Origin of the sequence: Listeria weihenstephanensis, from assembly GCF_003534205.1 — a bacterium.
GTDB classification, from domain to species: domain Bacteria; phylum Bacillota; class Bacilli; order Lactobacillales; family Listeriaceae; genus Listeria_A; species Listeria_A weihenstephanensis.
Genome location: NZ_CP011102.1, coordinates 2,634,319 through 2,646,107 on the forward strand (window position 1 = coordinate 2,634,319; position 11,789 = coordinate 2,646,107).

The window sequence follows — 11,789 nt, forward strand, 5'->3', positions numbered from 1 at the left end:
ACTTCTAACTTTTATTCCGTTACGATTGCTGTTATTCCTTCTGTTTCAGAGAATCGTAAATCTAAACCACAGTTCGGATCAAAATGAGCTTCTTTTGTTGCCCAATATCTAATCGCTTGAATTAATGAGAAATGATCCAACGCTTGAACGAGTCTGCCGTTTTTCATGACATCCGCGCCAAATCCTTTTTGCTCATCATAGGTCAAAATTACTTCTACATCGTCTAGTTGCAAGCCTTTTTCGTGTGTGAAGAAATGAATCACGGCGTTTGAAATATTTCCTTCGTCAAGAACAATCGTATTACTAGTTGTATTTTCCGCACCACTCGTTGTTCCCTGGTGATCGAAAACTTGCGCTTGTGGCTTCGGATTATTACGATTACGCCATTTTTGGAAGAAATATATGAGTAGACGAATCACTAAGATAATCGCGATCACGTTAATAATCAGGGCTAAAATATCACCGAATGCTCCCATATTACCTAGCATACTTCCGAATAATAAACCTGCAATCCCACCAAACATTAATCCGCCCCAGAAACCACGGTTCGATTTCTTTGCTGCTGTTTGATTGTTTGTTGCTTTATTCGTGTTATTGTTGCGCTTCACCTGGTTATTATTTGGTCGATAAGAACGGCTTGGTGATCGATAACCTTTAGCGTGCGCTTCGCTTACTTGTTCATATTTTGCGGGCATGATCGTGTTGAATGTCACCGTGCCTAGTGGTGAAAATATTAACATCATAGACATAGCGAAAAATAGTATCTTTTTCAATCGATTTCCTCCTGTTTTTACTAGATTGTTCGCATCAAGTTGCCTGAGCTGATTCGCCATTTATGCGCAGAAAAAAGACCTCACGAATAAACGTAAGGTCTCGCAAACAATCGACAAAAATTGCTAACAATGCCGGGGTTTTATCCCGTACTGACGACATTGCTATACTGCTACTCCCCTTATCGGGCGTACTGATTTTGAATAGTATAATTATAGTATATTATGCGCGTATTAGCAAGCCATTGAGCTTTCTTAATGATGTTTTTCAGTTCCCTAAAACTCAGAATTCGTCGCAATATAAAGGATATCAATTATATGGTCGTTTATTTTCATTGGGGGGGTGAGAAAACAAATACACCTGTTGAATATCAAAAGCAATACGTTAAAAAATTGGTCGATGAAGGCCTTGTAGATGCAATCATCGCGAGTCATCCGCATTGGCTACAAAGTTTTGAAGTGTATACAGGGGTTCCAATTGCTTATTCGCCCGGCAACTTTTTATTCCCAGATTACGTGAAGGGTCATGCCGCTGAAACTGGCATTTATCGAATGAATTTTGATAATGGGAAAGTGATTGGGAATTTTGAGCCAGGGATTATTTCTGGGAATCAAGTGCATTTTCTAGAAGATAGCGCGAAGACGGAGCAATTAAATTATTTACAATCGATATCTCCAAATGCAACGATTCATGCAAATGGTGATATTACATCAAAATGATTGATAAAAGCAGTAGGTAAGCTTACCTGAACATTGGTAAACGTACCTACTGCCTCATTTATAGCTCTTTGAAATAGACTACTTTATTCTGTTCGCCTGCTTCGAAAATTGCTTCGATTAGGCGGAGAACGCGATGCACTTCATCATTTTTTACGATTGGTTCTGCTTCGCCGTTTAGAACTGCTGCAAAATTGTCGTAGAAACCTGGCATATCCGCCTCTACTTTCGTGATTGGACTTCTTGTTGTGGATTCTTCAGATGGTGGTGCCATTGTTTTTGTGAGGCCTTGCCCCGCTTGAATTGGCGTTGGCTCAACTTTAGCAACGGTGCGATCTGGCGCGATGATTTCGCCACTTAAATCCCAATCTTGGATGAGCGCGGTGCCATCTGTACCTTTGACGTACCAGCGTGGTAGCTTCACATAGTTTGTAGTACCAACTTCGATAAGGGCTGTAACACCGTTCTCGAAGGTGATAAAACTTGTGAATCCGTCATCGACTTCATCGCCAAGAATGTAGCTTAAGTTCGCTGATACGGTCTTGATTTTGCTGTCGGTCATGAATAGGAGTTGATCGAGTAAATGTACACCCCAATCGAGGACCATGCCGCCGCCTTGTGCTTTCAGATGGCGCCAATCGCCAGGAATCCCATTTGCGCCTTGTACACGAGATTCGATGTGGAATACGTTACCGATTTGAGCTTCTTTTTGAACCATGTCGCGTACGATTAGGAAGTCGGAATCCCAACGTCTATTTTGGTGAACCATGAACGTTCGGTTTTCTTTTTTTGCAACGGTTAGAATCGCTTCTAGATCCGCACTCGTGATGGTGACCGGCTTCTCACAAACTACGTTCTTACCCGCTTCTAGTGCTTGGATCGCAAGTTCTCGGTGGCTATCATTTGGCGTTGCAATCAGTACTGCATCAATTTTTTCATCTGCAAGTACGTCCTCAAAGCTCGCATATGTTTCGAGATCTTTATCCTTGGCTGCTTGGATCCGTTCTGGCGCAATATCGTAAACACCAGTTACCGTAATCCCGCTAGCCGCGCCAACGAGCTCCACATGATAACTTCCCATGCCGCCAAAACCTACTATAACTAAATTCTTCATCGAAACTCCTCCTTACGCCCACCACATGTCAAGCGGTTCTTCTGTTATCAAAATGGATTGCAAATTAGTCACCGCGCGCTGGAAACCTTCGTCAATCGACATGAGCGGATCTTCATGCTCAATGCTGACAACGTAGTCATAGCCGAACGTGCGCAGGGCACTCATCATGTCTGACCATTCGTTCACGCTATGCCCACAACCGACCGAACGGAACGTCCACGCACGTGTTTGGACATCGCCATATGGTTGCATATCGAGCAGGCCGTAGCGGTTAATGTTATCTTGATCAAGATACGTGTCTTTGGCGTGGAAATGGTGAATCGCGCCTTCTTTGCCGAGAATCTTAATAGCTCCGACGGGATCGATGCCTTGCCACCATAAATGACTCGGATCAAGGTTTGCGCCGATTGCTGGACTGGTTGCTGCGCGTAATTCTAGAATCGTATGTGGTGTGTGAACAAGGAATCCGCCGTGAAGCTCGATGCCAATTTTAACGTCATATTCTTCTGCTAAACGCCCGATTTCTTTCCAATAAGGGATTAACTTTTCTTCCCATTGCCATTTTTTGATATCGCTGTAAACCGTTGGCCAAGGCGCTACTGGCCAGTTTGGAGCTTTCGCTTCATCACTGTCACCCGCTGTCCCTGAGAACGTGTTCACGACTGGAACGCCCATCATCGACGCCAAACGAATCGTTTTTCGCAAAATTTCATCGGCTGCGCGCGCTTCTTCTGGATCCGGTGAAATCGGATTATCATGACAACTAAACGCACTAATGATGATTCCACGATCGTCAAACTTCTTCAAATACGCCAAACGTGCTTCTTCGCTTGCGAGTAATTCATCGGTTGGGCAATGATGGTTTCCAGGATTCCCACCTGTTCCAATTTCTACTGCTCCAAGACCTGCCGCAGCCACCTTATCCAGCATTTCATCCAAACTTAAATTTGCAAATAGTGGTGTAAATACGCCTAATTTCATGTTATTTTCCTCCGATCTTTTCTAGTGGTTCTGCGTTACCGTATTTCGGGTACACCCAAGAAGTCGGGGCACACCAGTTGACGCCGTTCGTGATCACTTTTTGAATCGATTCATTGTAATAGGTTGGATATGTTTCGTGCCCCGGTTGGAAGTAGAAAATCTTGCCGTTGCCGCGCTTGTATGTAGCCCCACTGCGGAAAACATGTCCACCTTCAAACCAGCTTATGAAAATCAATTCTTCTGGAGCTGGAACATCAAAATGCTCGCCGTACATCTCCTCTTTTTCAAGGTCAATATATTCTGGAACGCCATCCGTGATCGGGTGATTCGGTGCCACGACCCAAAGCCGTTCTTTCTCATCCGCCTCGCGCCATTTCAAATCGCAACTCGTCCCCATCAACTTCATGAAAATTTTCGACATGTGACCTGAATGCAACACGACTAAGCCCATTCCTTCCAAAATTCGCTTATGAACACGGTTTACTATTTCCTCGTCGACTTGATCGTGCGCAATGTGGCCCCACCAAACAAGGACATCCGTCTCGGCTAAGACTGCTTCCGTCAAACCATGCTCTGGCTCATCAAGCGTCGCCGTTTTGACATCAAGCCCTGAAGCCGTTAAAAAGCTCGCAATCTGACCGTGAATACCATCTGGATAAATCGCAGCAACTTCTTCGCTCTCTTTTTCATGGCGAAATTCATTCCATACTGTTACTTTCGTCATTATTTGCCCACCATCTTTCTCAAATTTTTCAGGCCGATTTCGACGCTCAAAAGCTGATCTTTATCGAATGCCTCTTGTTCAATGATTAGCCATTTCACGCCGTTCTGCTCGGCAAGCTCAGCAAACCGCTTCACCGCAAGTACGCCGTTGCCAATCTCCGTGCTTTCCACAACAGGATCGCGTTTCATATCTTTTAAATGCACGAGTGGCATCCGGTCCGCCCAACGCTCCATATATGGCACCACGTCAACACCCGCGTGATGCACCCAATACGTATCCAGCTCCACTTCCAACCCGTGAACACCCGCGAGCAACACGTCCAAAATGTAATCATTGCCGAGGCGTTTAAACTCATGCGCATGGTTATGATAAACAAAATGAAGCCCTCTCGCCCGAACCTGTTCCGCAATCACACGCAGCGACTTCGCAAATTCGATCCACTCCGCTTCCGTCTCAAAATCCGCCCACGGACAAACGATATAGTCATTGCCCAGCTCCTGCTCAAACGCAATCACCGTGTCCAGCTCATCGCGCAACTTCTCGTACGGAATATGCGAGCCCGCAATCCCAAGTCCCAGCTCCGCCAATTTCGCCTTCAAATCCGCCGCTGAACGATCATAATATCCCGCAAATTCCACGCCGTCATAGCCCATCTCAGCGATCCTCTCAAGCGTCCCAAAGAAATCCTCCCGACACGCCTCCTGCACACTCCATAACTGAATCGCAATTGGTTTTGTCATCCGAAGTCCCCCATTCTTATTTGAAAAATACCGGTTGTCCCGTTTGTGAAGACTCATAAATCGCTTCTAAAATTTGCGTCACAACAAGTGCTTGTTCCGGTTTTACAGTAGCTTCCGTGTTGTTTAAAATACTATCAACCCACTGCTGTGCCTCAAGTACCGCAGGATCATCGCCTTCACCATCATAAAAGTCAACACCGCCCGCTTCCAACTGAATTTCCGTCTCAAACATTTGGCTATGCGCTTCACCATTAATCCGCAAACCGTCTTCCATATCTGCGCCACCTTCCGTTCCACAAAGCGATGTTTTCGCCTCACCAACGTCCAACGTATTTAGTGCCCAGCTAGATTCCAACACAATCGTTGCGCCGTTTTCCATCGTAATAAAACCAAACGCTGAGTCTTCTACAGTAAATTTCGAAGGATCCCAAGGTCCCCAAGCATTCGCTGCATTTTCACGTTGCGATAATTTATGATACGCATTTCCAACCACATATTTCGGTTTGTAATTGTCCATCATCCAAAGCGTTAAATCAAGTGCATGAGTCCCGATATCAATCAACGGTCCGCCACCTTGCGCCTCTTCATCTAAAAATACGCCCCAAGTTGGCACCGCACGACGACGAATCGCTTTTGCCTTCGCATAATAAATCTCGCCTAGTTCATTATTTTCACAAACGGTATGCAAGTACTGCGAATCTTTCCGGAATCGGTTTTGATAGCCAATCGTTAACTTTTTGCCAGTCTTTTTACTCGCATCAATCATCGCTTGCGCTTCCGCCGTTGTTTTCGCCATTGGTTTCTCGCACATCACGTGTTTTCCAGCTTCCATTGCCGCAATCGAAATCTCCGCGTGAGAAATATTCGGTGTACAAACATGGATCACATCAATCGTTTTATCTGCTAGTAAATCCTTGTAATCCGTGTATACGCTTGCATTATCCACACCGAAATCTACCTTAGCTTTCTCCGCACGTTCTTCTACGATATCGCAAAACGCGACCATTTCTGCTTCTGCTACATTCGCCAAACTCGGCATATGTTTCCCATTTGCAATACCGCCACAACCTATAATTCCAATTTTCAACGTCATAAAAAAACCTCCATTTGATTTGTTATCTCCATGATACAAAACAAATAGAAGTTTTTCTTCCTACTTTATTGCTTAATTATTCCCGAATATTGTCTTCCTATATTTGAGTGGCGATACACCCATCGCTCGCTTAAACGCATGGTGAAACGTCTTCACGCTACTAAAACCCGCCAGTTCCGCCACTTCTGTCACTGGAGTCTCTTCATTCATCAAGATCCATTTCGCCTTGCTTAGTCGGTAATCATTCACAAAAGCCATAAACGTAATCCCCATATTGCGCTTGAACAACTTCGTAAAATAATACGAACTAAAGCCGACATGATCCGCGACTTGTTGCAACGTAATGGTCTCCTGATAGTGATCCTCCACATACGCAAAAATCTGTTGCAATTTCTCAAGCGTTTCCTGCGATTTACTTGTCGCGTCCTCCGTAGAATCGCGCACAAGTCTCCGCACATCCCGCTCCAAAACCGCCAACATCTCGTACAATTTCGCCTTCACAACATAGCGATAACCCGCCTTGCGCTGCGAACTCTCCAGATGAATCACCTGCATCAATTCCGCAACTAGCTTCGCCACATCTGGATTCCAATCCGCACTCGACGGCGACACATGCAAAAACAAATCGCGCAACCGCTTGCCCTCATCCTCCGTGAGCGAAAACTCCTGAAAAACATTCAAGTCAAACTGCAACACAATCCGTTCACTGTTCGGCGATGCCAAAAAATAATGCACATCGCCACCATTAATCACATAAATCTCGCCTTCCGCCATCTGAATCGGCACATCATTCACGCCAAGGTTCAAACGCCCCTCAATCACGTAAATCAGCTCAATCTCCTTGTGCCAGTGAGGATACACAATGACGCCACCCTCATTCGTAAAACTCCGCATCGGAAAATCCTTATCTAGCGCTGGAAACTCCAAATACAGTCCCACGTCGCTACGCCGCCTCGTTCATATGCATAATCTGAATCAAATTCCCACACGTATCATCAAAAACCGCAATCGTCACCTGTCCGTGCGACGCCGGGTCCTTCGTAAACACGACGCCAAGCCCGCGCAACCGCTCATGTTCCGCGTAAACATCATCGACCGCAAACGACGTAAATGGAATCCCCTGCGCATAAATCGACGCTTTAAAAGGTCCCACCGCGGGGTTCTCATCCGGCTCTAAAACCAGCTCCACACCATCCGGCTCCTCTTTTGACACGACCGTAATCCAGCGAAATTTCTCCGTTACTGGCACATCCTCTTTTTTCACAAATCCTAAAATTTCCGTATAAAATCGCAACGCTTTCTCTTGATCATCTACAAAAATACTCGCTAAATTAATCCTCATTTTTCCCCATCTCCCTCACGTTAAATATGGATTTGTCGCTTTTTCATGGCCAATCGTCGTTGCGTCCCCGTGCCCCGAATACACACGCGTCTCATCAGGCAGAACCAACAACTGACTCGTAATGCTTTGAATCAACGTATCAAAATCGCCCGTGTACAAGTCCGAACGCCCGATACTTCCTTTAAATAACGCGTCCCCAACGACCACAAAATCATCGAAAATAAAGCTCACACTGCCGATTGAATGCCCTGGTGTCGGTACTACACGGAACTCGAATCCTTCTATAGTATAGTCGCGAATCTCAAACTCGTTCTCCGCAGGCACGCAAATGATTTCCTCTTTGCTATATTGCGACATACCAACCGAACCGTTCAACTCCGGATTCCCGAGCCATTCCTGCTCTAGCGGACTCACATAAACCTGCACCCCGTAATGCGTCCGAATCTCCTCCAGCGCCCCGATATGATCGTAATGAGAATGCGTCAACAAAATCGCGACCGGCTTCGTCCCCGTTTCTTCCACTTTTGCGATGATATTTTCTGCGTCACTTCCTGGATCGACAATTAAACAATTTTTATCATCCGAAATCACGTAACAATTCTCCTGCAACAAACCCGTTGCTAAACCACTAATTCCCACCATATTATGCGCCACCTTTTTCTTCTCATTTCTTAAAGTATATCGCAAACGAAAAGATTAACCAAGGAGGAGCATCGCATCAACGAATTATTACTTCCAGTTTGCCGCATCACCATTCATCCACGCGGCTATTTCATTTCCTATAAAATACTGCCCTTCGTCATTTGGATGTACGCCATCAATTAATGAATAATCATACATCTCTTTTTCGCTATACAAATCCAAACAAGGTGCCTGATATTTTTGTGCTACATTTTTAATAGCTGTCGCGTAATCATTCAAATAAACCCCATTATTATTCGAGAAATTATCGGAATCCTTCCCATCTCCAGCTAATTGCCGAGAACGCCACATCGGGGTGACAAAGTATATTTTTTTATTCTGCGCTTTTAGTTTAGCTGCTATCGTGTTTAGCGCGCCATAAAAAGTGTTTTTATCGCTCCTATTTAATGTTCCCATTGGCGTCTCATAGTAAAAGTCATTCGTCCCACCGAAAATCACAACATCGGTGATTTTAGAAGTATCGAGCGCTTCTAGCTGCTGTACTAACGATTGCACGGAAGAAGCATCGTTTTGCGCAATTGTTGCACCGCTAATTCCTTCATTTTGTAGCGTTGGGAAACGTAATTGTTTCGCTACAATATTCGGATAAGCAATATTCGCCCGGAGTCCTGCCGTGATGCTGTCTCCTAAAAATAGGACATTGGCAGACTTCCATTTTGCGATACTAGCAGGTATTTGTTCTACCGTAAGCTCGGTCGTTTCTAGTACTTCGCTTTTCTTATTATACGTTTTAATGATCACCACGTCCGTTGCTTGCGTTATTTTCCCTTCAATATAAAACTTAAGCTTATGATTAATCACGTCGCCACCATAGTATACTTTTTGGTTGATCTGCACGCTCATTTGAGTGACATCAGGATTACTGTAAATTCCTGTTATGTATTTATCTCCCAACATGAAATCGTCTAAAAAGACCTGCGTAACTTTCTGTACGTCTTGTGTCAAGTTGCCGCTAAAAGTGCCTTCGTTGTTCTGCCAAGTTAATTGGTGTTTCCCAGCTTCATCCCAGACTAGGAAATTATCGCTTAGATGATATGCCGCCGATGTATCGATAACAAGCGGTTGCTCATCTTTATCTTTCAAAAAAACAGATGCGCTCTCGCCCAATTTTGTCACGGGTGCTGTAACCTGTTGATTAATCGCAAAAAAACTGATTAGATTTGTTAAATTTTTCAAAGGTTCGAGATTTGTCAGATGATTTCCAGATATGTTTAGTTGTTGCAGTAAAACGAGATTTTGTAAGTCTATGATGTTTGTTAGCTCGTTATCGGCTAAATTTAAATATGTTAATTCTGGAAATTGACGAACGATACTAGCATCTTTGATATTATTTTCATTTGCTTTGAGGTACGTTAGATGCGTGAGTTGATTTAGACTACTTATGTCTGTAATCTGATTTCGCGTAAAGTCTAGACTGGTTAATGTCACTAAGTTTCGAAGCGGCGTAATATCGCTGATGTTGTTTGCGAACAGACCTAGTACCGATAATGCAGTTAGGTTTTGTAATGGTTCAATGTCTTTTATTTCGTTTGAATTTAATTGTAAAGATTGTAGCGTTGTTAAGCGTGCAAGTGGCGCAACATCTTGGATACGATTTAGGCCAAGATCAAATGTTGTAGCTTTTGCTAGCATGGAAAGCGGGCTAATATTTGATACTTGGTTGCTGTATAAATTAAGGCTTGTTAGGTTCGTTAAGCTACTTAGAACTGCGATATCACTTATTTGATTCCCTTGTAGCTGTAAGTTTTTCGTATTTATTAGTTTTTTCAGTGGTGAGATGTCCCTAATTTTATTATAAGTCAATGTAATAGTTTTTAAAGCTGTTATATTGCTGATTGGCGTTAAATCCGCAACATCTGTATTGGTGAGTTGGAGACCTGTGATGTTTGTTAAGTACTCAAGTCCTGTTAAATCGCGTACTTTTTGATTTTTGATGACTAGAGAACCGAATTTGGTGAGTTGCGTTTTGGTGACTAGATCAGTTGGACTTTTTTTAAGTGTAGTTGCGATTGTTTCAGCCAGAATTGGATCGGGAAATAAGTCCCCAATTCTGTATTCTTGTTCCGCTGCAATCGTTGTTAGTTGAAAATGACTTAATAAAACCATTGGTAAGATGAATAAAATAATACTTTTTTTTATAAACGTGTTCACTAGAAAGACCCCTTTTTTACGTGATTTCTATTATTTTGATTTATACATGAACGCTTGGATACGGAAGAACAGGTAATAAATGGTGAATGCAAAACAGGTCATAAGAAACGTTGTCCAAGTTGGATAGGCTGCGTTTAGCGGGTTATCGGTGATGATTTTCCAGATATTCGAGAAGAAAATGAGGAAAAAATAGTGCGTTCCCATGATGAAAAGAGATTGTCTCCCAAATTGCCCCCATAACTTAGATTTTCCGATTTTTTTACAGATAAGGCAGAAAACGAGAATACCTAATATAGAGGCAACGGCGAATATCAAGAAATTGCCTAAGTTATTACTTCGAAAACCAACAACCTGTCCTTGATTTAGATAAAATAATGTCCATAAATAGGAAAATCCCATTAGTAAGATATTATACCATTTGTTTAATAAATGCCATGTTAAAAAATACCACGCGTGGCATTGAAAGCCTGCATAGTAAAATAACCAGCTCAGCGGAACAATATGCAGACCAAATGTAAATCTGTCCCCGCTTTGCGTACTTAATAAGACAGCTAGCAGAAGGAATGCCAACACAACAAGGCCTTGTCCCTTTGGAATATAGCGCATAAATAGGAAAAAAAGAATTTCGACACTAAATAATACGACTAAAAACCAAAGCGGGCTATTAAATCCTAAATCCCCATTGAGGAAAAAGAATTCGGACACCAACTTGATTGGAGATGCGTCTAACTGTTTAGACGCCACAAAAGTCAATCCATTCACGATTAGGAAAGTGACAGCTTGAAACATCAAAAATGGGAGCAGCAACTGTTTGCTTTTTTTCTTCACAAAGGCTAAAAATGACATCGCGCGTTCTTTATAAAGATAACCCGATAAAAAGAAGAAAAGGGGCATATGAAAGCCGTATATGACTATTTTCAAGGTATCGCTAGCATAAAAATGACCCCAAACAACAAGAAAAATGCCAATTCCTTTCGCTGTATCCATCCAATCAATGCGGTTTGTCTTCGTCATACATTACCTCCCGTTAATCATTTGGAGTGTCTTGCGCAGTTGGGTAGAAGAGGTGCCTTTCGTGTAAGGTAAATACTCAATGGTAACGCCTACTTTGTTAAAATCAACTTCGAATTGATTCCACGTGTCGCTGCCCTTCCAATCATCCCCGACAAAAATAGTGTCGAAAGAAAGTCGTTGCCATGCTTCCATTTTATTCATATTAATTTGTGGAACAACCTCATCCACATAGCTAATTTGTTTGACAATCTCCATGCGTTCTTCAAATGGGATAATCGCTCGTTTTTTCTTATAGGAAACGAGTTCATCTATGGTGACTCCGACAATAAGATATTCGCACTGTTCTTTCGCTCGTTTTAATAGGTTAAGATGACCGATGTGAAACATATCGTAAACGCCTGTGGTATAGCCTATTTTGTAATTTTTGCGCATGATTTAGTG

Annotated in this window: 12 protein-coding genes and 1 pseudogene; 1 reads left to right on the forward strand and 12 read right to left on the reverse strand. The window is 43.1% G+C overall.

Annotation, left to right across the window (positions count from 1 at the left end; all coding sequences use genetic code 11):
- Positions 1–11: 11 nt before the first annotated feature.
- Complete coding sequence (locus UE46_RS12790) at positions 12–773, reverse strand: DUF2653 family protein (protein WP_036060013.1); 762 nt, start codon at positions 771–773, stop codon at positions 12–14.
- A 288-nt stretch (positions 774–1,061) separates the two neighbouring features.
- Here UE46_RS12790 and UE46_RS12795 point away from each other — a divergent pair.
- Positions 1,062–1,490 (forward strand): annotated as a pseudogene (locus UE46_RS12795) (CapA family protein); the annotation flags it as partial.
- Positions 1,491–1,548: 58 nt separating this feature from the next.
- Here the strand turns inward: UE46_RS12795 and UE46_RS12800 are convergent.
- From UE46_RS12800 to UE46_RS12850, 11 genes are all read right to left on the reverse strand, one after another.
- Positions 1,549–2,601, reverse strand: a complete 1,053-nt coding sequence (locus UE46_RS12800; protein WP_036060012.1) for a Gfo/Idh/MocA family protein — start codon at positions 2,599–2,601, stop codon at positions 1,549–1,551.
- Positions 2,602–2,613: 12 nt separating this feature from the next.
- The gene (locus UE46_RS12805) at positions 2,614–3,582 is read right to left on the reverse strand and encodes a sugar phosphate isomerase/epimerase family protein (protein WP_036060011.1); all 969 of its coding nucleotides are present in this window, start codon (positions 3,580–3,582) and stop codon (positions 2,614–2,616) included.
- Between the two features lies 1 nt (position 3,583).
- Entirely contained in the window at positions 3,584–4,306 is a 723-nt protein-coding gene (locus UE46_RS12810) for a ThuA domain-containing protein (protein ID WP_036060010.1), read from the reverse strand.
- A complete protein-coding gene (locus UE46_RS12815; protein ID WP_036060009.1) occupies positions 4,306–5,046 on the reverse strand; it encodes a sugar phosphate isomerase/epimerase family protein in 741 nt (246 codons plus the stop codon). Before UE46_RS12815 ends, UE46_RS12810 begins: the two co-directional genes overlap by 1 nt.
- A gap of 16 nt (positions 5,047–5,062) precedes the next feature.
- Complete coding sequence (locus tag UE46_RS12820; protein WP_036060008.1) at positions 5,063–6,139, reverse strand: Gfo/Idh/MocA family protein; 1,077 nt, start codon at positions 6,137–6,139, stop codon at positions 5,063–5,065.
- A 72-nt stretch (positions 6,140–6,211) separates the two neighbouring features.
- Positions 6,212–7,078 (reverse strand): helix-turn-helix transcriptional regulator, encoded by an 867-nt coding sequence (locus UE46_RS12825; protein WP_036060007.1) that lies wholly within the window; start codon positions 7,076–7,078, stop codon positions 6,212–6,214.
- Positions 7,079–7,082: 4 nt separating this feature from the next.
- Complete coding sequence (locus UE46_RS12830; RefSeq protein WP_036060006.1) at positions 7,083–7,481, reverse strand: VOC family protein; 399 nt, start codon at positions 7,479–7,481, stop codon at positions 7,083–7,085.
- A gap of 15 nt (positions 7,482–7,496) precedes the next feature.
- Positions 7,497–8,123 (reverse strand): MBL fold metallo-hydrolase, encoded by a 627-nt coding sequence (locus UE46_RS12835; RefSeq protein ID WP_036060005.1) that lies wholly within the window; start codon positions 8,121–8,123, stop codon positions 7,497–7,499.
- A gap of 87 nt (positions 8,124–8,210) precedes the next feature.
- Complete coding sequence (locus tag UE46_RS12840; RefSeq protein ID WP_118907679.1) at positions 8,211–10,334, reverse strand: leucine-rich repeat domain-containing protein; 2,124 nt, start codon at positions 10,332–10,334, stop codon at positions 8,211–8,213.
- A 30-nt stretch (positions 10,335–10,364) separates the two neighbouring features.
- Positions 10,365–11,348, reverse strand: a complete 984-nt coding sequence (locus UE46_RS12845) for an acyltransferase family protein (RefSeq protein ID WP_051492860.1) — start codon at positions 11,346–11,348, stop codon at positions 10,365–10,367.
- Between the two features lie 3 nt (positions 11,349–11,351).
- Entirely contained in the window at positions 11,352–11,780 is a 429-nt protein-coding gene (locus tag UE46_RS12850; RefSeq protein ID WP_036060004.1) for an FAD synthase family protein, read from the reverse strand.
- Positions 11,781–11,789: the final 9 nt, after the last annotated feature.